This window comes from Aquimarina sp. ERC-38, assembly GCF_026222555.1.
Classification (GTDB): domain Bacteria; phylum Bacteroidota; class Bacteroidia; order Flavobacteriales; family Flavobacteriaceae; genus Aquimarina.
In genome coordinates this window covers 3,861,674-3,882,972 of record NZ_CP098511.1, presented here as the reverse complement: position 1 = coordinate 3,882,972, position 21,299 = coordinate 3,861,674, and the positions used below count along the sequence as shown (strand labels likewise).

Genomic DNA, 21,299 nt, shown 5'->3' with positions numbered 1-21,299 from the left:
AATTTTTACTATTTATCATATATATGAATTTTTACAAACTAATCACTTTTATAAAATTCTAAATTTACACGTATAAAAGTTTATCTATTTTAAGTGATACTTAGAAATCCTATTTAGAATTTAATATAAATTTAATAAACGACTATAACTTATAAAGGCAACTTGTTTTATAAGAAGTATTAGAAACACCTTGAGTAGATGCATATAAAAGTATTGTTATTTTAATTCTCTATTTTTGATAACCATTAAAGTTAGTTTTCGAAATAGTTTAAATGATTTACTATAGTAGTAAAACATTCCTTTTAACATTAATTCAAAAATATGAGATTAAATTATTACTTATTATTAATACTCACTTTTTTATCAACAGCTACCATAGTGGCTCAAGATAGATTGATGAAAGGTTTTGTTAGTGATCCCGCAGGCTTGCCATTACCAGGAGTAAACGTAATTGTCAAAGATACAGACAGAGGTACCCAAACAGATTTCGATGGTAAATATTCTATTGAAATTAATGAAGGAGAAACATTGGTTTTTTCATTTATAGGTTTCTCTAATCAAGAAATCAAGTATACAGATCAAAACGAAATTAGTGTAGTGTTAAAAGAAGAACTAAATTCTTTGGATGAAATTATTGTAGTGGGGTATGGTACGCAAAGTAAGCGTACATTGACCGATAATATAGTTAAATTAGATTCAGATGATATTAAGGAAGTTCCGGTATCTAATTTCCAAAGTACTTTAGTAGGAAAAGCAGCTGGAGTGCAGATTACTCAGAATAATGGTAAAGTCGAAGGAGGATTAAATATTAGAGTACGAGGAGCCGCTAGTCTTACATCTGGTACCCAACCCTTATATGTTTTGGATGGTATTCCTTTATATAACAGCGATGAATCTAACAATCAAGCTCCGGTGAACCCTCTTATTTCTTTAAGTCCTAATGAAATAGAATCTATTGAAATACTTAAAGACGCATCTGCCGTAGCAATTTACGGATCAAGAGGTGCAAACGGTGTTGTTATTATTACAACTAAAAAAGGGAAAGAAGGTAAAACGCAATTTTCCTTAAATACTTCTCATGGTTTTAGTAGTCCTACAAATACACGTGAATTCTTAAATTCAGCTCAATATGTCGAATTATTTACAGAAGCAGCTATAAATTCGGTAGGGGCTATATTTGATACTGAAGCTGACGCTATATCCTTTGTTGAAGGAAGGTTTGATCGTTACTCAAATAATACAGATTGGAGAAATGGGGTGATAGATACGGATTGGGTTGATTTGGCATTAAGAGATGGTGAAATTACTGATGCTGATTTTTCCATGTCAGGAGGAAACTCAAAAACAAATTTTTTCTTCTCAGGTTCTGTTTCTGATAATAAAGGGATTGTTCAGGGTAATGATTTATTACGATACTCTTCAAGAGCAAATATTAATCATAAATTTAATGATCGTTTTTCATTAGGTATGAACTTAAGTTATTCCAGAACTGAGATTGATCGAATTGCTAACGATAATGCTTTTGTTACTCCACTACAATCGATTGCACAAACACCTTTGACAGCGCCATTTTTAGAAGATGGTACTGCAAATCCCAATACGCTTTACGCTAATTTTTTATTACAAGATCAAAATGCATTCTACAAAACAAAGATTAGAAGAGTTATTGGTAGATTATTCAGCAACTATGAGTTTATCGATGGCTTAAAATTAAATAGTAGTTTTGCCTATGATTTATATGCACAAACTGAAGATCAATATATTGGCAGTTTAGCACCTTTTCAATCAACTAATGGATCAGCTTTTGCAAGTAGTGTTGATGTTGAAAATTACATAATATCAAATTACTTTAGTTATGATAAGGTATTCAAAGACATACATACTTTAAGTTTAGTAGCAGGGACTGAATTAAATAAAACAACTAGAAGATTTATTAGCGTTACTTCTAACCAATTTCCTTCTGACGATTTTCAAACGGTTACAGGAGGAGCAGAAGTAGTCGCAGGAGCCGGAAGTGAAACTGCTTTTGCGTTTCTTTCCTACTTTGCTAGAGCTACATATGACTTCAAAGGAAAGTATCTGTTTAAAGCAAGTATACGTAGAGATGGATCTTCTCGATTTGGAGTGAACGAAAGGTTTGGTATTTATCCTGCGTTATCTGGAGGTTGGATTATATCTAATGAAGATTTCATGAATGATTCAGAAGTCTTAAGCTTTCTAAAAATTAGAGTAAGTTGGGGAGATGCCGGTAATGCCGAGATTAATAATTTTCCTTCAAGGTTTTTATTTGGAGCAGTTGCATACAATCAACGTCCAGGAATAAGTTTTACTCAAGCAGGTAACCCTGATTTAACTTGGGAAACGACTGAGCAGACAGATATTGGCCTTGAATACGGTTTTTTGAATAATAGAATTACAGGTGAAATTGATTACTATGTTAAAAGTACTGGTGGACTTCTTTTTAATGAACCCTTAGTACCGAGTGCCGGTGGACCTAATAATCCTACAGTTGGTGATCCTACAATAAGCCGGAATATAGGAGAATTAAGAAATACAGGAGTTGAATTTACTCTAAATACTAAAAATATTTTAACAGAAAATTTTAGTTGGAGTACAAATTTTAATATTTCAAATAATGAAAATGAGATTATTTCTTTGCCAAATGGTAATCAAGATATTATAAATGGTCAAAATATCAATCGAGTGGGTGAAGTAGCAAACGCCTTCTTTCTACTTGAATATGCTGGAGTTGATCCCGCAAATGGTGATGCCCTGTATATTCTTAATTCTGAAAACGCAGACGGTAGTTTAAATAAAGAAACTACAACAAATGCAAACGAAGCTAATCGAATCGCTATTGGAAATCCTTTTCCCGAATGGTATGGTGGTCTTACTAATAATATATCCTACAAAAATGTAGATTTCTCTTTTACACTTCAAGGAGAGTTTGGTGCTAGTATTTATAACGGTGGTGGACGTTTTATGTCGGCATCTGCTGATTTTTTCGATAATCAAACTATTGATCAACTGGATCGATGGCAGCAGCCGGGAGATATTACCGATGTGCCACAGGTAAGACTCTTCCAGGGTAATGGAACTGCACAATCCACACGGTACCTTGAAGAAGCAAACTTTGTTAGATTACGAAATATTACCTTGGGATATTCTCTTCCAGTTGATGTTATTCAGAAATATGGTTTTTCAAACATACGAATATATTTAACAGGAGTTAACTTATTAACTTTTACAAATTATGAAGGTTTTGATCCTGAAGCAAGAACAGACGCAGCTGGAGTCAGAGGGGGTACTCCTAACCCCGGTCAAGAATTCTATTCAGCTCCTCCTGCTAAGGTTTTATCATTAGGACTAAATTTAAATTTCTAAAAGAAAGAACATGAAAAATATTATCAACATACTATTTACTGCTCTCTTTTTAATCTTTATAACAAGTTGTGAAGATGAGTTAGAGCTTGAACCTCAACAGAGTATTGATGGTTCGCTAGCGTTATCCACAGAACAAAATATTAGTGCTTTATTGATAGGTGCCTACGATGAATCAGGACAAGTAGCTACTTTTGGTGGTAGAAATCAAGTTTTGGCAGATTTATTAGGAACAGAAGATCAAGTATCTTGGAATGGAACTTTTTTGGATCCACGTCAGTTTCTTCAAAAGACAATTTTAGTCGATAATGGTTTTGTAGAAAATAGTTGGACTAATGCTTATGAGGCAATTAACCAGTTAAATTTAATTCTAGACAACCTGGACGTGGTAGTCAGTAGTGAAGATCGAAAAAATAGTATTGAAGGTGAGGCCCGGTTTTTAAGAGCACTTAATTATTTTGATTTGGTAAGACTATGGGGTCTATCGTATGTTGCAGGAAGTGAAAATTCTCAACCAGGTGTTCCATTAAGAAATGTAGGTATTACTAATTTTTTACAAGATGTTTCTGCGCCGAGAGCTTCTGTTCAAGCTATTTATGATTTCTTAATTAATGATCTAATAATAGCTTATGACTTATTACCAGCGGATAATGATTTTTTCGCTGATAAATACAGTGCACAAGGGTTATTAGCCCGAGTTTATTTGCAACAAGGAAATTATTTAAGTGCACGAGATGCGGCAAATGATGTGATTGAAAATAGCGGTCATGTATTATTAGAAGAATATGCTAATGCTTTTAATAATGACGTGGATTCTGAAGAAACTGTATTTGCTTTTCAAGTTACGAATCAAACTGGTGGTAACGATTTGATTACTTTTTACGCTTCTGAAGATAATGGAGGTCGAGGTGGTGATATTACTATTAATGAAGATTATATTAATTTATTCTCTGATGCAGATGATGTTAGAAGCACTTTCTTTGTTGAGAATCCATTTGGAGATCGTTTAACCGCGAAGTATACTAATCAATTTGGTAATGTAGAGATTTTAAGATTAGCTGAAATGTATTTAATTCGCGCAGAATCAAATCTAGTTGAGGGAACAACTATGGGTGCTAGTCCTCTTGAAGATATAAATACAATTAGAGAAAGATCTAACGCTAATAGTTTGACCGGAGCTATTACATTACAAGATATTCTGAATGAACGGCAATTAGAATTGGCTTTTGAAGGGTTTTTGTTTCATGATTTACAAAGAAATAATATTGCTATAGGGACTATTCCTGCAGATAGTCCTTCTCTAGTTTTACCTATTCCTCAAGATGAAATGGATACTAATAGTTTAATAGAACAAAATCCGGGGTATAACTAATTAATATAGATTACTGTTAAAAAAAAGATTTGAAGCAAGCTCAAACTTTAAAATTACGGTTTGGGCTTTCTTTCTTATTATTTTTGTAAAATAAAATAATCTTTCATAATTTTTAACTTTTTGAATTTATACTGATTTAAAATTACTTGTAAAGTAGTTTCGGTATAAAAGAACACGTGGGTAGGATCATTTTTATACCACCAATTTTTAAAATCAGTATTAATATTAAATAGACTGGTTTTACAAATTAATTCGCCACCAGTTTGTAAAAGACTATAAAGAAGGCTAAACTCTTTAGCTGGATTTTTAAAATGTTCCATGACTTCACAGACAATAATAAAATCATAGGTGGTAGTTTGAGACAATGAAGTTGCTGTGAAATAAGGGTCATAGGAAGTAATTTTATACTTCTTTTCTCTTAATAAAATCTCCATAGCCGGTATCGGTCCGCTACCAAAATCCAAACCGTTTGCTGTGGCCATATAATGTGTGGTAACATGATCAACAATCGGTTGAAGAAATTTACGATATCCGGAATCTTTCGGGTTATTATTATGAAGAAGGTAGCGTTCTTTTTCTTGTTGAGCAGACAAATGATGCGTCAAACCTAAAAAAATACCATGGCAGTATTCACAACGATAAAAAATACTATGCTTTTCTTCATAGAATCTCTTGGCTAACCTGTTACATAAAGGACAATAATTCAGTATTATGTTATTTGTTTTAACTGGCGGAATTTATTCTTCCATACCTCAAGGTTTTCTTTTTGCTTATTGATATTGTTCTTTACTTCCTTTACCAAAGGATTGTCATCTTTAGCATGTTTAAAAAATTGCAGGTTATTTTCTAGCTGTGTGATTTCACTCTGTACCTCGTCAATTTTCTTTTTAATAAAGTTTTTCTCATTTTGAAGAGCTCGATCATCAGATTTTAAAGTTTCCATTTTGTTTTGAAACTTAATCATTTCAGCTTCTTCCCGGTTTAAGTCCAACTTAGAAAAAAGAGCGTCCAGGGCTTTGTTAAAGGCTTGTTCGATATTTTTCTTTTTATACGGAACCCTCCCCAGGCTTTTCCAGGTACTAATATGATCTTTAATAGTTTGTAAATCCGTTTTGTTATCACCAGTAAGTTCAAGTTTCTTTACGGTTTCCAAATGGGCTTCTTTTTTAAGTAAAGCTTCTTCTTCCTCTTTGTTAACTGCATTCTTTTCTTCATGTATACGGTCAAAGAAAGCATTACAGGCATCCTTAAATTGTTTCCAGATACGATCGCTGTCTTTACGAGGTACGTGTCCGATCTTCTTCCAATCGGCCTGAATTTTTTTCATCAAGGCCGTAGTGGTTTCCAGGTCTTCATTGTCTTTATTATCCTCGGCAATTTTAATTAGTTCCTTTTTCTTTTCCAAGTTCGTAAGTTGGTCTGTTTTTAAAGACTTATAGAAACTATTTTTAGACGTATTAAAAGTTTTAGTTGCCGACTTAAAAGCTTGCCAGGTAGCTTCATTTTCTTGAAGAGGTACCTTACCTGCTTTAAAAAAATCTTCCCGTAGCGCTTCCACTTTTTTTACACTCTTCTGCCAATCTCCGTGACCTTTTACCTCTTGTCGATTAATTTCATTAATTTGGCGTATAATATCATGCTTGACTTCCAGGTTCTTCTCGTAGATTTTATCCTGTTCTTCAAAATACCGTTGTCGGTTATCATGAATTTTTTTAGTAAGATCGCTAAATTTCTCCCAGATTTGATCACTATACTCCCTGGATACCGGCCCCAATTCCTCTTTCCATACTTTATGTAGGGATTGTAGTTCTCTAAAGGCGCGGTTGACATTGCTTTCCTGAGCCAGTTCCGTAGCCCGTTCGATTACTTTTAATTTTTGTTCCAGGTTGTACTTATAATCCAGTTCCCTAAAATCCCGGTTAAGATGCAGGTAGCTATAAAAGTTTTCGGTGTGGTGATAATAGGTATTCCATACGGTGTTATTGGTATCTTTTGGGATAGCTCCGGCATTATGCCACTTTTCTTTAATCTCCTTAAACTGTTTGTAAGCAGTATTGGTGTCTGGTGCAGTTTCAGGTAAGTTCTTTAATTCCTCGATTAATTCTAATCGTTTTTTAAGATTTTCCTGTTGATCCCTTTTAATATTTTGGTAGTAGTTATTTCGCTTTTCCCTATAATTAAAGTAGGTAGCGTTAAATTCCTTTTTGATTGGAGTGGAATAATAAAAATCTATAATATTACCTCCTTCAGCTAGGAATTCCTCTTTCTTTTGAGCTTCTTCTTCGTTAAACTTTGTATTTAGAACAGTTTTAATTTCTTCAACGTGTTCTTTAATACGCTGTACTTCTTCGTTTTTAATTAAACTTTTTAATTCTTTGACTAATTCTTCTTTGGTTAAAGAAGCATAGTCCTTTTTTTCAATTTCTTTGGGTTCCTCTTTTTTAGGTTCTTCCGAAGTTTCTTTTTTTACAATATCAATTTCCTTAACCGTTGAATTTTCCTTAGGTTGATTTCCAGATACTTCCGGAGTTTCTTCTGCATTTGTAGAAGTAGCACTTTCAGCTGAAAAATTTTCTGTAGTTGAATCTTCTGATAGTATAGAAGTTCCGGTATTTTCTGAGGAAACTATACTTTCTACTACTGAGCTTTCCAAATTATCAGTTTTGGGTATTGTAGTATTTTCCTGTTTTTCGGAAACTGTCGCTGCTTCTTCTACCATGGCTTGTGCTACGGTATTTTCTGCGGAAGCATTTATATCAGTTGCATTTATATGAGTAGAAGAAGTCGTAGCTTCTTCCGTAGTTTTATTTTCAGTTCCATCTGCCTTAGGCAGGTTATCATTTACAGACATAAATATGCTTTTTTCTTAATATTGGTAAGTCAGTATAATAAATATAATGACAAATATGGTTGTAATATACTAACATCTCAATTAAACACAAAGTAAGCGGATATTAGAAAAACCTAAATTATTTCAAATCTCCGGTTGGAGCTACTATACAGTAGATTTGTTATATGGTTTTACTGCTCTTACCTGTTATTTAAATTATTTCTTAAAGAACTAGGCTTGTTCCCAAATATCCCAGGATTTTTCCGCCTGTAAAATCAACATTTGTAAACCATTGGAAACCGTTGCTCCTTGGTCTATTCCTTTTTGCATAAATGTAGTAGTCTCCGGGTTATAAATTAAATCGTATAAGATATGCTGCTTTCCTATAAATTGATAAGGTATATCCGGACAATCGGTTATATTAGGGAAGGTACCTAATGGAGTACAATTGATCAATAAGTGATGTTGGTTTATTAGTTCTTCAGTCAAATCAGTATAAGCTATTTGATTCTGACCGGGATTACGTGATACATAGGTATAAGTAATCTGTAGAGAGGTAAGCGCATAAGCAATTGCTTTAGAAGCCCCACCAGTGCCTAAAATCAAAGCTTTTTTTATCTTTTTATGCAATAAAGGTTGTAAAGATTCTTTAAAACCATAATAATCACTATTGTGACCAGTTAAATTTCCGTCAGGTGCAACTTTTACAACATTAACAGCACCAATCTCTTTTGCAACCGGATCTAATTTAGATAAAAAAGGAAAGATTTCCTGTTTATAGGGTATGGTAATATTAAATCCTTTTAACTCTTCGGTTTTTAAAACCTCCCGAACTTCGTTGATGTTTTGAATATCAAAGTTGACATATTGCGCCGAGATATTTTCGTTTTTAAATTTTTCTGTAAAATATCCTTTAGAAAAAGAATATCCAATATTCTTTCCTAATAAACCAAACGTATTCATGTTAATTTCTTTTTACGGTAATCTCCATACCATTCTAATCCTACCACAATTAGTATACCTGTAACGATATATAAAAGCGCCCACCGGGTAGAAGCTAAATCAAAGTCGGGAATGTATCTATTGTAGTTGTCCAGAACATAATTACCCTGAGCGTCAATTAAAATATTTTGATTTTGATCGGTTTTGAATATTTTGTATTTCCATGGCCAGACGACACCCAGCGAACCAGTAATAAAACCAATAATGACGGCAAAAGTCTCAGCTTTGTATTTTTTTAGAACATATCCTAATAAATGCGAAAGCGAAATCAATCCAGCCAGCGAACCTACACTAAAGAAAAAAAGTACGTTAATTAAACGTATACGAACAGGATCCTCTGTAAAGTTAAAATTACCTTGAAAAATTTCACCAGCTGTGTCATATAAAGCATTTACCGAATCTACCAAAAGTAAAACATAATTGCCTAGTAGGATAAGAATAAAGGAACCGGATAATCCGGGTAAAGTCATTCCGGAAACTCCAATGATTCCACAGAAAAAAACAAACAGTAGATTATCATTTTCCCGTGCGGGTTCTAATAAACTAATAAAAACACCAACCCCAATACCTAAAATAATTAAAGAGATCGTTCTTATATTCCAGGTATTGAAATCTTTTGCGATAACATATAAGGAACCTAATATCATACCAAAAAATGCAGCCCATACGTACAATTCAAAGTGTAAAATAAGATAATCTAGTAATTTGGAAATGCTAAAATAACTAATAAGCATTCCTAGGATAAGTAAAGAAAGAAACCTTCCGTTTATATACTTCCAAAAACTAATTAATCGAAAATTAAGTAATAATTTAACTGCTTTTAAATTAAAACGTTGGAGCGAATAAATAAATTCTTCATAGAATCCGGCAACAAAAGCAACAACTCCTCCTGAAACGCCCGGTACCTTATTAGCAGCACCCATGGCTAACCCTTTAAGAATTAAGGCCAACTTGCTACCTATAGTATGTAAAGATTCCGGCATGTGGTCATACAGCTTTTTTTGTTGCGATCCGCTCTAATGCAAATATGAGTAAAAAACCAATGACTATAAATAGGAGTACTAAAAATATATGTGGATCCCCTTCAAAAGAGGTGGGAAGAATACTTTTTTCGATAAAAGGAACTTCCAGTCCTTCGGAATTGGTTCGGTAGGAAAGTACTTTTTTCCAGGGCCATAGTTTATTAAGAGAACCCATCATAAACCCGGTTAAAGCCGCCAGGGTCATATTTTTATAACTGGTAAACATCCAGTTCAATACTTTTGAAAATACTTTAAGTCCGGCAACAGCACCCACGGCAATCAGTAAAATTTTAGAAAAAGCGTCCCAAAAAAGCGTTCCGTTAAACTCAGTCAATCCTTCTCTAAAATTGTTAAGAATCCCAATAAAAGTTCCGTAAGCACCTAATAATAAAAGAATAAATGCCCCTGAAATTCCAGGTAAAATCATGGCAATGATGGCAATAAACCCACATAACATTAAAAACCACCAGTGATCCGGACTAGCTAAAGGTTCGGCAATGGTGACGTAATAAGAAACAATAGCTGCAATCGCTAAGCTAATTATTACCTTAGGAGACCATTTAGTAATTTGATTTCCAATATATAAAATACTGGCAAGTACCAATCCAAAGAAAAAAGACCATAAATATAAAGGTTCATTGTGTAGTAACCATTTGATTACTTTGGATAGAGATAATACACTAATGGCAATCCCTGAAAAAAGCGCAGCTAAAAAAGAAAGATTATAAGTAGTCCAGGCGTATTTAAAACCTGAATTCTTCCAGATAGTAAAAAAGGAAAGATCCAGTTTACTAATAGTGGCGATCAATTCTTCATAAATTCCTGAGATAAAAGCAATAGTACCCCCGGACACTCCTGGTACTACATCTGCAGCACCCATGGCAATGCCTTTCAGGGATATCAACACATACTCTTTTAAAGATCGTTCCATGCAAAAGTCTTAAAGCTGACAAATGTATATAATTTTTGATTGATAGGAGAGCGTTTATGATATGGGAATAAAGATGAGCGTAAGTAAGAATAAACAAATCAGCACGCAACACACCCAAGTACTTCTAATCAGCAAGCTGAATTGAAGTGCTATCCCTCTTCAGAGGGAAGCCTGTAAATTATAATTTTAAACTAATATTATATCTGAGTAAGAGTTCCCCTCTGAAGACCTGTACTGAGGTAGTCGAAGTAGGGGCTGGGGGTGTGTTTGAGTATGAGTAAGAAAGATAAATTGGAATAATCAGTAAATTCTTAGAAAATTTTAAGTTTGTAGTGTATGAAACGGAGAAAAATTATACCCTACAATCCAAAACTAAAGGAATACGCTCGGCAATTACGTAATCATAGTACCAAGTCGGAAATTTTGTTATGGCAAAAGCTAAAACGCAAACAGATGTACGGATATTACTTTCATCGTCAGAAGCCTATTGATAACTACATCCTAGATTTCTTTTGTTATGAATTAATGGTGGGTATAGAGGTAGATGGTTATTCGCATCAACTACTAGAAGTACAACGAAAAGATACGATTAAAGAAAGGAAAATGAATGAGTTGGGAATTACTGTGCTACGTTTCACGGATCAACAAGTATTTAAAGATATGTTCAATGTATTATTAGCAATTGAGTATTATATTCAAGATTATGAGGAAAATGGTTCTTCTTTAAAGGAAATGTTGGTCAATCAGTACGTAAACACACCCAAGTACTTCTAATTCAGCAAGCTGAATTGAAGTGCTATCCCTCTCTAGAGGGAAGGCTATAAATTATAATTTTAAACTAATATTATATTTGAGTAAGAGTTTTCCTCTCGAGACTTGTAATGAGTTTGACTTAAAATTATATATTGAAATAGTGTAAATTCCCCTCTAGAGACCTGTACTGAATTAATCGAAGTAGGGGCTAGGGGTGTGTTTGAGTATGAATAAGCAAATCAGTACGTAACACACCCAAGTACTTCTAATCCGGTAAACCGAATTGAAGTGCTATCCCTCTCGAGAGGGAAGCGCACTAACTTGTTGTAAAAAGTATTAACCTCCCGTTTGAGAAAACTGATCCCTTCAAAAGAGGGAAGACTGTAAGTTAATATGCAAATTGTAACAATATTAAATAGGGATTAATCCCCTTTTAGTGGGAAGTCTGTATGTAATAATCAAACAAAGAAAAGATCAATAATCCCTTCTTAATCTAATACTGTTTAATAATATTTTGAACTAAAGAAAGTTGATAAACATTTTCGAAGAGTTCTTCCAAGATGATGCTGTATTCTTTATCTAAATGTAACGCCTTTCGTAGATGAAATTCACCTTGATTAAACTCTTGTTTTTCGTAGTGCATTCCAGCTAATCTGAATTGTACTTCGGCATTCTCCGGGTAGAACTCAATGGCTTGATGCATATTTTGTATGGCCGCGTCATTTTCTCCGATAAAGCGTAAAATATCAGTTCGGTTTAACCAGGTATCTAATTCATAATTTCCTAACTCCAAAGCTCTTCTATACCCTCGTTCGGCTTCTTCAAAAAAGGCCAGGCGGTTATTAATTTTGGCATAACGCTTCCAGTACAATACGTTTTCAGAATCGATGCCAATAGCTTTGTTAATATAATACAAAGCTTTCTGGTAATTACGTTTCTTTAAATAGAAATCAGTAATAGCAATCCAACCTTTATCTAGTAAAGGATCTTCATGAACCGTTTTTGAATAATGTTGTATAGCCAAATCCTGACAACCCAAACGTTCATAGCACTTACCCATTCGTAACAAGGCAAAAGAAGTAGGATCATCTAATTCTAAAGTAATCTTATAGTTTTCAATAGCTTCGTTATACTTTTTCAGTTTTTCCAGTACTTTCCCTTTTTCCAAATATGCACCTACAAAATATTCATCACTGATAATAGCAAAGTCAAAGGCGGCTAAGGCTTTTTTATACTCTTTTAAGTCAAAATATTGCTTACCTACCTGATGCCAGGCGACTTCGGAGTAGGGATTGGCGTCTAAAAACAGGTTTAGGTAATTAATGGCTTCCTGGTGCTGTTCTAAGAAATCAAAACAGTATATAATATTGTATAAAGCCGAATAATCATCATTATCCATTTCTAGACACTTCATAAAACACGTTTTAGCATTTTCAAAATCATCCATAAACAGATATTCCATGCCAATTAAAGAATACACATCAGCTTCATCCGTAGTATACGTTAAAGCGATGTTTAAAAGTTCAATGGCTTTGTGATGTTTATTCTTTTTAGAAAGAATATTAGCTTTTTGAATGTAAATCTCCTCGTTTTCAGGTTCGATTGCATGTAGCTTAGCCAGTAAATGATCGGCTTTGTCTAATCGATCTTCAAAAATCATAACTTCTACTTCTAATAACTTTAAATTTACCGAAGAAGGATGTTGTGATAAGCCTAGCGAAATGGCTTTTTTAGCTTTTGCTATCTTACCGTTTTCTAAATAGTGATGTATTATGGATTCAAATTCGTCTGAGTCAAAAAATCGGATATCGTTGGATCGCAACATACGTTCATATCGACTGATTGAAAAGTTTTGATCTTCGAATTCTTCGTGGTTAAATTTCATACACGTTGATTAAAGATGCGCTACGGGAATACTATTCATAAATATAACTTCATCATCCTATTTCCCAGGGTACGTTCCCTATGGAGTACGCATAACTGATTTCCTCTTTAATAAATTTACAAATCAAATCTTGTAATTACAACTTCGGAATCAATTCTTTTTAACAAACTAATGAACAAAATACATACCAATACACTTTTGGCAGTCCGTACGGTTTTACAGGTTATCTATGAAGGGTTAATGCTCAGGTATTTAGCTTATATTTAGTAAGGGCATCATGTAAAATAGACAAAATAACCTGACAGCCTTTTTTTATTTCTTCCAGCGAAATAGTGAGGGGTGGGGTAATTCGGATGGCACAAGGTTCAAAAAGTAACCAAAATAAGATTAATCCCCGGTTCTTTGCTTCTAAGACAACAAAATTGGTAATTTCTATTGAAGGAGTAAGGACTGCCAACATTAGTCCTATGCCCCTAATTTCTTTTATTAAAGGATGTACTAACAATTCTCTAAATAGCTTTTCTTTTTGAAGGCTTTGATCAATTAAGTTGGTTTCTGTAATTTCTTGTAGCGTTGCTAAAGCTGCCGCGGCAATAACCGGATTTCCTCCAAAGGTGGTAATATGACCTAACTTTGGGTTATCTGCTAATTGATCCATATGACTTTGGGAAGCGGTAAATGCACCGATCGGAAGTCCGCCACCCATACCTTTACCCATTACCACAACATCCGGAACAACAGCGTAATGTTCAAAACCAAAAAGCTTACCGGTTCGCCCAAAACCTGGCTGAATTTCGTCTAAAATTAATAGCGCACCCACTTCTTCACAACGTTTTTTTACTTTTTGCAGGTAATTATTCTTCGGAAGGATAAAACCAGCCCCTCCCTGAATGGTTTCTAAAATAACCCCGGCGGTTTTCTCAGTAATTTGTAAAAGGTCCTGTTCTTTGTTGAAGTGAATAAACTCAACATCCGGAATCAACGGACGAAAAGGTTGTTTTCGTTCTTCAAATCCGGTAACGCTTAAAGCACCCATGGTATTTCCGTGATAGGCGTGATGAGCCGTAATAATTTGACTTCTTCCGGTAACCCTTCGTACTAATTTTAATGCACCTTCAATAGCTTCAGTGCCGGAATTGGTCAGGTAAGTTTTAGACAGCGGATCCGGTAAGTGATCTGCCAGTAACTTGGTCAGAGCTACCGGTGGTTGCTGAATGTACTCCCCATACACCATTACGTGCAAATATTTATCTACCTGCTCTTTGATAGCCGTAACGACGCGAGGATGTTGGTGACCTAAACTGCAAGCGGAAACCCCAGCCACAAAATCCAAATGTTTTTCTCCTTGTGTGGTATAAATATAAGATCCCTTTGCATACGCTACTTCCATCGCTAAAGGATGCGGAGTGGTTTGCGCCTGGTATGTAAAGAAGTCTTTTTTCATTAGTTGAATAGGTACTGGTTTCAGTTATTAAGTTACTAAGTTATTAGGTTATTTTGTTACTGATTTTATAGTTTCTATTAGTTAAATAGGCACTAGGCAAAAGACACTGGTTTTTTTGGTTGTTTTGTTGTTAAGTTATTTTGTTACTGAGTTATTTTATTAGTTGAATAGGCACTGGGCAAAAGGCACTGGTTTTTTGGTTGTTTTATTATTAAGTTATTAGGTTACTGTGTTACTATGTTATTAAGTTATGGGTTAATTAAATTTTTATTGAATTCAAATGATGGTGTGCTAATCCTTAGTCTAAAAATAAATTTATACAATCAAAATTTAAGAGGACTTGGGGAGCCTCAGTCCTCGAGAATATACACTAAATTTAATACGCAACAGCGAATAAATATCAATTGAGGGCTGAGGCTCTCGAAGCCCGAGAAGTCCAAAGTCCGATTTCTAAGCCTTATACTTCAAACCATTCACTTAATACCTCGTACCTAATACTTAAGACTAAATTCTCACTACTCACTACTAAAATCTCATGACTAACCTAACCATAAAAAACTGACAACTATCAACTACCAACCATCAACTAAAAACTCACTTCAAACTATCCTTCGCCTTTTTAGCTTTCTCCTTTAACTTTGTAACTGTCAGGCTATCTCTAACTTTGGCTGTTCCGGTTAGGTCAACATCTATCAACTTTTCTGCTTTCTTTTTGATTTCATTGACCTCGTCTTGTAGAGAATCTATTTGTTGTGGAGCTCTTGGAGCAGTAATAGAATCTGTTACGATCTCTTTAATCTTTTCAACATCTTCAATTTCAGCATCTTTTAAATTTTGTTCTAATAAGCTTGACCCTTCCGCATTGGTATCTTCAATTCGTTTTAAAGTTGCTTCACTAAAGAAATCTTCATTTTCAATAGGTAACGGAATGCCTTTAATTTTTGCCAATTCCGGTGGTTTTTCACCTTTAAATAAATCTTTTTTTTCTAGTAATTCTTCTTCACCCCTCCAATTTAATCCCGAAAGTTCCCGAGCATTTTCCGGGAGTTCCTGTTCCTGATATAAAGTACCATCTACATTCTGATAATAATAGACATCCACAATTTCCCGTTCTTCCAGTAGCATTTTAATGGAACTGGAGAGTACTTTATTAATTCCGATTAACTTTAATTCATCTTCACTTTCTCGCTGAAAGAATATGGTCTCGGTATTTTTATCAATATCTACCTGATAAATTTCATTTTCTTCAAATAATCCGTATAAGGTCTGGCCTTTGACCTGATTAAATCCTGCTTTTAAAGTATCTTCCTGTACTAAAAATGCATTTTCATACACCACTAAGGAATCTAATTTTTCTGTTTTTACATTAGAAATAATTTTAATAGTATCTCCGGTCATCTGATTGCTTTGTGACCATATAATGGGTGAACCTATCATTTTAGTGAGACCTGTAGTCTGGTCTACGTGAATAGAATCACTTTTACCACTCATATTGGTTTTAAAAATCCGTACATCATAAAATCCCCGTAAGATACGTTTTTCAGGTTTTCCGGTAATCATCAACGTATCGCTATGAATAAAAATGGAATCCTTTTCCTGAAGGGTAGAAGCTAAAGCTCGTTTTGTAATAAAAACCGAATCTTTATCTTTAAAAACTTCGGCATAATGCCCGGTGATCACAGATTGATTCGCAGTATCCAGTACTTTTATATTATTGGTTGCCGAAGCAAAGTTAATGGCACTGTTGTAGAAAATACTATCCCCAAAGACGGTCCGGTTGTCATAATCTATTTTTGCGTTTTTAATAGCATGCGCAGTCTTAGCATTAGTATCATAGAATCCACGTTCGCAGTATAAAGTACTTTCTTCTCCTTTTACGGTTGAAGGTCCGTATACAAAAACATGACCGGTATCTTTATAATAGTCCATATGTTCGGAATCTACGGTGTTTTCCGGATTGACCACTTTTACTTCTTTGTTAAAAGAAAAAAGACCACGGTCCATAAAATACCTGCCGATTCTACTGGTCAGGGTATTAGTCCGGGTAGAATCTTTTACCGTACCCCCACTGCGATAATAAGCTTGCTGGCGTAACCGATCAAAAAATAAAGTGTCAGTAGTCAGCGTATTGGACGGAGTTTCCATAAATACATTCTCCCTGGCATAAGCAAACTGGGTATCACCATTATACTCAGAATAATTACTGGTCATGGTCAGCGTATCCCCCTGGATCATCTTTACATTACCAAACGCCCGGAAAAACTGATCTTCACTATAATAAACCGCCTGATCACACCAGATTTCAATACCTTCATGCAACATATAGACCTGCTCATTTACTTTTGCTAAAATGGTTGCCCCCGGGAATCTTGCTTCATCCTTAATTGTACGGTCTGACTTTACCTCAATCCGTTTGCCCTGAGGTGTAGATTGTCCGAAGCTATTATTTAGACAGCAAAGGAGTACGATCAGATATGTAACTATTTTTCTCAAAAACAAAAATTATAGGGAAAAGGTTTTCTTGAAGTTCCGTATTATAGAACCGTATTCATTTTTAATAAATGTATCTTACTTACTTAAACCCAATTCTGCTACCAAAGTTGCAATTTATTTTCTATGAATCGTTTGCGTTCGGTCCGGACCAACGGAAACAACCGTAATCGGTGTTTCTAATTCTTTTTCTAAGAATTTAATATAGGCTTCTAATTCTTCCGGCAGTTGCTCCGAATCGTTCATTTTAGTTAAATCCTGCGACCAGCCTTTCATTTCAGAGTATACGGGCTCTACGTTTTCGGGTTCTATATTATAAGGTAGATGGGAGATTTCTTTTCCCTGATACGTATATGCCGTACATATTTTTAAGGTCTCAAATCCACTGAGTACGTCGCCTTTCATCATCATTAATTGCGTCACGCCATTTACCCGGACTGCATATTTTAAAGCGACCAAATCCAACCATCCGCAACGCCTGGGTCTCCCCGTGGTGGCACCAAATTCGTTACCAACCCGTCCCATGGTTTCACCATCTTTATCAAAAAGTTCGGTCGGGAAAGGGCCGCTTCCTACTCTGGTGGTATAGGCCTTAAAAATTCCAAAAACTTCTTTAATTTGATTGGGTGGCACTCCTAAACCGGTACAGGCACCTGCCGCAGTCGTATTAGAAGAGGTGACAAATGGATAAGTTCCAAAATCTATATCTAATAGAGAACCCTGTGCTCCTTCGGCTAGAATCTTCTTCCCTTCTTTTTGCGCCTGATATAAATATTCTTCACTATCAATAAAAGTTAAAGATTTTAAAACTTTAACTGCTTCGAAAAATTCTTTTTCTAATTCATCCAGGTCGTATTCAATTTTAGCATCATAAAAATCAATCATAGAGATGTGCTTATCAGCTAAATTCCGATATCTCTTTTTCCAGTCTTTTAATTCCAAATCACCTACCCGAATACCGTTTCTCCCGGTCTTGTCCATGTACGTGGGGCCAATTCCTTTTAAGGTAGATCCGATTTTAGCTTTACCTTTAGAAGCTTCTGATGCTGCGTCTAGAATTCGATGAGTAGGCAAAATTAAATGCGCTTTACGCGAAATCAAAAGTTTGGATGTATAGTCAATATTGTATTGATCCAGGTTATCCAGTTCTTTTTTAAAAATAACCGGGTCAATTACCACGCCATTACCTACCAGGTTAATCGCTTTGTCATGAAAAATACCACTGGGAATGGTATGTAACACATGTTTGATACCGTCAAATTCCAGTGTATGCCCGGCATTAGGACCACCTTGAAAACGAGCTATAATATCATAATCTTTTGTAAGAACATCAACGATTTTTCCTTTTCCTTCGTCTCCCCATTGGAGACCCAGTAATAGATTTACTGCCATTAGTATAAATATGTGGTTAGTTAGATTTTTTTGTACCGTAAAAATAGAGTGAATGATTGGTAATATCAACATCAAAAATTTCTTCGATGGTTTTTTTGATGGATTGTATTCGAGGATCACAAAATTCAAGTACTTCGCCTGAATCTGTTAGTATGAGATGGTCGTGCTGGCGGTCAAAATAAGATTTCTCATATTGTGCCTGATTCTGTCCGAACTGATGCTTACGAACCAGTTTGCATTCTAATAATAATTCAATAGTATTGTATAGCGTAGCGCGACTTACCCGGTAGTTTTTGTTCTTCATCTTGATATATAAAGACTCAATATCAAAATGTTCTTCACTTTCATAGATTTCTTGCAGAATAGCGTAACGTTCGGGGGTTTTCCGATGTTTTTTTTCTTCTAAAAATGCAGTAAATACATTTTTAACAATATTCTGATCACTTTCTGTGGTTGTTTTAAGACTCATAGTGTTAAAAAAACAAAGTTACGTTATTTAAGAAAGTAAATAGTTAATTTCCTAATTTTCCTTTATTTTTAATAGAAATACTTAGGGCTTACTCCCGAATCACCTTATCAATTCCACTAATTTTAGAAAGATTTTGAATTACGGTTTTTAAAGTGTCACGATTTTTAACGCCTACGGTAATTTTACCAGTAAATATTCCGTCATTCGTATCAAAATTCATATTATACATAGCTAGATGCATATTATTTGAGATTACCTGCGTCACTTCATTAACTACTCCAATATTATCAATTCCTTTTAAACGTATTACTGCTTTGTATTCTTCCTGACTGGAATCAATCCATTTTGCAGGCATGATACGATAGGCATAATTACTTTGCATTTGTAAGGCATTTGGACAATCTTTTTTATGGACTTTAATACCTTCATTTACGGTAATAAAACCAAAAACATTGTCTCCCGCTATGGGATTACAACAATTGGCTAGTTTATATTCTAATTTTTCAGCGTCTTTGCCAAAAACCAACAGATCATATTTTGAAGTAACTTCATCATCTACTATTTCGGGATTAGGAGTTTTACGAATTTTATTTTTGATAAAATTCATAAAAACATTACTCCGGTTATTTGCAAACTCCTTAATCTTTTGATTGTCAATCGTACCAATCCCTACCCGGTAAAATAAATCCTGGCTTGTTTTTAATTTAAAATACAATACCAGTTCATTAACAATCCGTTCGTTCAGACTAATTTTTTGTGATTTTAACTTTCGTTTTAAAATTATCTTTCCTTCTTCGGATTTTTGCTTTTTCTCATCTCGAAGTGCGGATTTAATTTTAGCTCTGGCCCTTGCAGTGGTAGCATAGTCCAACCAGTTTGATGAAGGTTTGGCACGGGTAGAGGTGATAATTTCTACCTGATCGCCACTTTTTAATTCGGTGCTTAAGGGGACTAACTTACCGTTGATACGTGCCCCCCTGGTTTTTAAACCGATTTCTGTATGAACATTGAACCCAAAATCCAGGGCGGTAGCTCCTTTAGGCAAAGATCTCAAATCACCCTGAGGGGTAAAGACAAAAATTTCTTTTGCATAAAGATTTAACTTGAATTCTTCTACAAAATCAACCGCATTCGCTTCTGAATTTTCTAAGGCTTCCTGTAACCGGTTCAGCCAGAGTTCCATTCCGTTGTCCTGGTTTTCGTCTTCGTTTTTATATTTGTAATGGGCTGCGTACCCTTTTTCAGCAATTTCATGCATTCGTTCGCTACGTATCTGTACTTCCACCCATTTACTATCCGGGCCAATTACAGTGATATGTAAAGCTTCATAACCGGTAGATTTAGGTTGCGAAATCCAGTCTCGTAACCGAATCGGATTGGGACGGTAAAAATCAGTAACAATGGTATAAATTTTCCACGCAATAAATTTTTCATTTTCTAAGTCGGACTTGTAAATAATCCGGATGGCAAATTTATCGTAGACTTCATCAAAAGAAATATTTTGTTTTATAATTTTCCGCCGAATAGAAAATATGGATTTTGGCCTACCTTTAATTTCGTAATTTAGACCTTCTTTTTGCAAACCTTCTTCGATACGATCGGAGAATTTTTTAATATAAGCGTCTTGTTCTTCTTTGCTTTCCTTAATTTTTTCTAAAATATCTCGATATACTTCAGGCTCGGTATATTTTAATCCCAGGTCTTCCAGTTCGGTTTTTATATTATATAATCCGATACGGTGAGCGAGAGGGGCATAGATATATAAGGTTTCAGAAGCAATTTTTACCTGCTTGTCGGGACGCATAGCATCCATGGTTTGCATGTTGTGCAGACGGTCTGCAATCTTGATAATAATAACCCGTACGTCATCGTTGAGGGTTAAGAGCATTTTTCGGAAATTTTCAGCTTGTAGTGAAACGTCCCGATCCTTTTTTAAAGAAGAAATTTTTGTTAATCCATCGACAATCCGAGCTATGGTTTCTCCAAACATTTGCTCAATATCCATAAGGGTATACTCCGTATCTTCTACCACATCATGAAGCAATGCTGCAGCAATAGAGGTGGCGTCCAGACCTATTTCACTAGCCACAATTTTGGCCACGGCTATCGGATGAAAGATATAGGCTTCTCCGCTTTTCCTTCGCTGGTTTCTATGGGCATCTACGGCAATATCAAATGCTTTTCGGATAAGCTTCTGATCTTCTTTATTTAAGTCACGGTAACTGATTCTAAGCAGTTCCTTGTATTGCTTGGCAATGTCTTTTTTTTCCTGATCAATAGCGGCTTCTGTCATGCATTTCCCTTTGGTTAAAGCCCTTTTTTGTATTT

At 34.9% G+C, this 21,299-nt stretch carries 14 protein-coding genes; 3 read left to right on the top strand and 11 right to left on the bottom strand.

Annotated features, from left to right (window positions below; translation table 11 throughout):
* Positions 1-321 precede the first annotated feature (321 nt).
* Together NBT05_RS16160 and NBT05_RS16155 are read left to right on the top strand one after the other, a co-directional pair.
* Positions 322-3,384: a SusC/RagA family TonB-linked outer membrane protein gene (locus tag NBT05_RS16160; RefSeq protein WP_265770937.1), complete on the top strand. Its 3,063-nt coding sequence runs from the start codon at positions 322-324 to the stop codon at positions 3,382-3,384.
* A gap of 10 nt (positions 3,385-3,394) precedes the next feature.
* On the top strand, positions 3,395-4,753 hold the full coding sequence (locus NBT05_RS16155) for a RagB/SusD family nutrient uptake outer membrane protein (protein WP_265770936.1): 1,359 nt from the start codon (positions 3,395-3,397) through the stop codon (positions 4,751-4,753).
* A 77-nt stretch (positions 4,754-4,830) separates the two neighbouring features.
* Here the strand turns inward: NBT05_RS16155 and NBT05_RS16150 are convergent, their stop codons facing one another.
* From NBT05_RS16150 to NBT05_RS16130, 5 genes are all read right to left on the bottom strand, one after another.
* Positions 4,831-5,346, bottom strand: coding sequence for a class I SAM-dependent methyltransferase (locus tag NBT05_RS16150; RefSeq protein WP_265770934.1), 516 nt, complete (start codon positions 5,344-5,346; stop codon positions 4,831-4,833).
* Between the two features lie 116 nt (positions 5,347-5,462).
* Positions 5,463-7,604 carry a DUF349 domain-containing protein gene (locus NBT05_RS16145; RefSeq protein WP_265770932.1) on the bottom strand — a complete coding sequence of 714 codons (2,142 nt, stop codon included), beginning with the start codon at positions 7,602-7,604 and terminating at the stop codon, positions 5,463-5,465.
* Positions 7,605-7,814: 210 nt separating this feature from the next.
* Positions 7,815-8,546, bottom strand: coding sequence for a shikimate dehydrogenase family protein (locus NBT05_RS16140; RefSeq protein WP_265770931.1), 732 nt, complete (start codon positions 8,544-8,546; stop codon positions 7,815-7,817).
* Positions 8,543-9,568, bottom strand: a complete 1,026-nt coding sequence (locus tag NBT05_RS16135) for a DUF368 domain-containing protein (RefSeq protein ID WP_265770929.1) — start codon at positions 9,566-9,568, stop codon at positions 8,543-8,545. The genes NBT05_RS16140 and NBT05_RS16135 overlap by 4 nt, the downstream gene beginning before the upstream one ends.
* A 4-nt stretch (positions 9,569-9,572) precedes the next feature.
* Positions 9,573-10,538 carry a DUF368 domain-containing protein gene (locus tag NBT05_RS16130; protein WP_265770926.1) on the bottom strand — a complete coding sequence of 322 codons (966 nt, stop codon included), beginning with the start codon at positions 10,536-10,538 and terminating at the stop codon, positions 9,573-9,575.
* A 336-nt stretch (positions 10,539-10,874) separates the two neighbouring features.
* Between NBT05_RS16130 and NBT05_RS16125 the strand changes: the two genes are divergently transcribed.
* Positions 10,875-11,312 carry an endonuclease domain-containing protein gene (locus NBT05_RS16125; protein WP_265770924.1) on the top strand — a complete coding sequence of 146 codons (438 nt, stop codon included), beginning with the start codon at positions 10,875-10,877 and terminating at the stop codon, positions 11,310-11,312.
* Between the two features lie 472 nt (positions 11,313-11,784).
* On the opposite strand, the gene NBT05_RS16120 is transcribed toward NBT05_RS16125, so the two are convergent.
* The 6 genes from NBT05_RS16120 to NBT05_RS16095 all read right to left on the bottom strand — a co-directional run bounded on the left by NBT05_RS16120 (position 11,785) and on the right by NBT05_RS16095 (position 21,264).
* Positions 11,785-13,176 carry a tetratricopeptide repeat protein gene (locus NBT05_RS16120; RefSeq protein WP_265770922.1) on the bottom strand — a complete coding sequence of 464 codons (1,392 nt, stop codon included), beginning with the start codon at positions 13,174-13,176 and terminating at the stop codon, positions 11,785-11,787.
* 244 nt (positions 13,177-13,420) lie between these two features.
* Positions 13,421-14,620 carry an aspartate aminotransferase family protein gene (locus NBT05_RS16115; RefSeq protein WP_265770921.1) on the bottom strand — a complete coding sequence of 400 codons (1,200 nt, stop codon included), beginning with the start codon at positions 14,618-14,620 and terminating at the stop codon, positions 13,421-13,423.
* A 594-nt stretch (positions 14,621-15,214) separates the two neighbouring features.
* A complete protein-coding gene (locus NBT05_RS16110; protein ID WP_265770920.1) occupies positions 15,215-17,113 on the bottom strand; it encodes an OstA-like protein in 1,899 nt (632 codons plus the stop codon).
* Between the two features lie 114 nt (positions 17,114-17,227).
* The gene (locus tag NBT05_RS16105) at positions 17,228-18,502 is read right to left on the bottom strand and encodes an adenylosuccinate synthase (protein ID WP_265770919.1); all 1,275 of its coding nucleotides are present in this window, start codon (positions 18,500-18,502) and stop codon (positions 17,228-17,230) included.
* Positions 18,503-18,518: 16 nt separating this feature from the next.
* Positions 18,519-18,971, bottom strand: a complete 453-nt coding sequence (locus NBT05_RS16100) for a Fur family transcriptional regulator (protein WP_265770917.1) — start codon at positions 18,969-18,971, stop codon at positions 18,519-18,521.
* A gap of 88 nt (positions 18,972-19,059) precedes the next feature.
* A complete protein-coding gene (locus NBT05_RS16095) occupies positions 19,060-21,264 on the bottom strand; it encodes a RelA/SpoT family protein (protein ID WP_265770916.1) in 2,205 nt (734 codons plus the stop codon).
* Positions 21,265-21,299 lie beyond the last annotated feature (35 nt).